The sequence below is a fragment of the Methanomassiliicoccales archaeon genome (assembly GCA_014361295.1).
Taxonomy (GTDB): Archaea; Thermoplasmatota; Thermoplasmata; order Methanomassiliicoccales; family JACIVX01; genus JACIVX01.
Genome location: JACIVX010000066.1, coordinates 1 through 1,497 on the forward strand (window position 1 = coordinate 1; position 1,497 = coordinate 1,497).

The 1,497-nt window shown below is 63.0% G+C and carries 1 protein-coding gene; it reads right to left on the minus strand.

All coding sequences use genetic code 11. The annotated features are described in order from the left end of the window. Positions 1 to 1,458 (minus strand): hypothetical protein (locus H5T41_11115; GenBank protein MBC7109308.1); only part of this gene is annotated, 1,458 nt, incomplete at its 3' end. Between the last annotated feature and the right edge of the window lie 39 nt (positions 1,459 to 1,497).

Here is a 1,497-nt window from a genome sequence, read left to right on the forward strand (position 1 = left end):
CTCCACCACGGCCACGTAGATGTACGCGCCGTTCCGGAGGTTCCCGCCGTCCCAGGTCACCGACGCCGTGTTCTCGCCGGAGATCTCCGCCACTTTGGCTCCGGTGAGGTCGTAGATGGTGATGGTGATCCGCTCCGCCACGGCGCCAGCAGGCTCAGCCTGGATGGTGAACGTGGTGGACGTCTTGAACGGATTCGGGGAGATGGTGATCCCCGCCACGTTCGAAAGGGCCTTGGCCACCACCGTGGCCTGACCCTGGGCCGTGCGGGTCGTCATGTACGGGTCAGTGTACTTCGCGGTGATCGTTCCAAGCTTCACCGTCTCGGGGAGGACGTACGTGACCCGGAACTTCCCGGGCTGCCCGGCCACGGCCTCGAGCTTATTCCAGCTCGTGATGACCTCGCCGTCCTTATCGAGAAGCACCAGGACGTTAGTGCCCACGATCTCCGCCGCACCAGCGTACTGCTCGTCCGTCACGGTGATCGTCACCGTGTCGCCCGGGTAGTACGTGGTCTTGTCGAAGACCACGGACAGAGCCACCGTGGGCGGAGTCACCGCACCGGCGCCGCCCAGGGACACCTTGATGGAAATGATGGCGATGTCCGAGTGGTTGGACGGGTCCTGGTAGAAGGCCATGATCGTGTCCCCGCCGGAGGAGCCAAGGCCACCCTCGCCCACCGGCACGCACACCGTGGACCGGAATACGCCCGACCCCACCGCGGTCTCCCGGAGATCCATCCGCTCCCACGTGCCCTTCTGCGCGTTCCACATGAAGATCTTCACCGTCTCGGCGATGCCGGAGATGGAGTCGTCCTTATTGGTGTCGGTGGTCGGCGTGGCGCCCAGGAACACGTCGGACGGGGTGGTCACCGCGCCCTTCGGGGTCATCACGTCGGAGTCCCCGGTGTTCTTCCACCAGATCGGCCCAGAGTGCTCACCAGCATTTTGAGTGTTGCCAGAGCCAAGCGCTGAGTTCACATCGTCGGCGGAGTAGGCGTCCTTGTTCCAGCCGCCGAAGATGAGCTCGCGCAGGAGCGGGTCCTCGTTCTGGTCCAGGTCGGTGACCTCAAGGTAGAGGCTTCCGGAAACCGGGATCTCCGTGACCGGCTTGTACTCGCCATCCAGGAACCGCATGTGGTGCGTCTCGCCGTCGAAGACCTGGAAGTCATAGACCTTGGCCTTGGTGAACGACACGTCCCACACTTGGTTCCGGGCAGATCCGGTTTGAATCTGCGGCGGGAAGTACTGGTTCGGGTTCCCATCGCCCAGATAGTTGACCTCCGACTGCACGTAGTCCACGGAGTTGTAGCGCACAAAGATCGTGTCCTCGTTGAACGCCTGGACCCGCCAGTCGTCGAACACGAGCTGGTACCCATTCACCGCGTCCCACACCGGCTCAAGACGGATCCCCGACATGGTGAAGAAGATCCCGGAGTTGTTGGAGATCTCGTCGATCACGATGTACTCACTGTCGTCCTCGTTGTGCGGGTCGCAGAT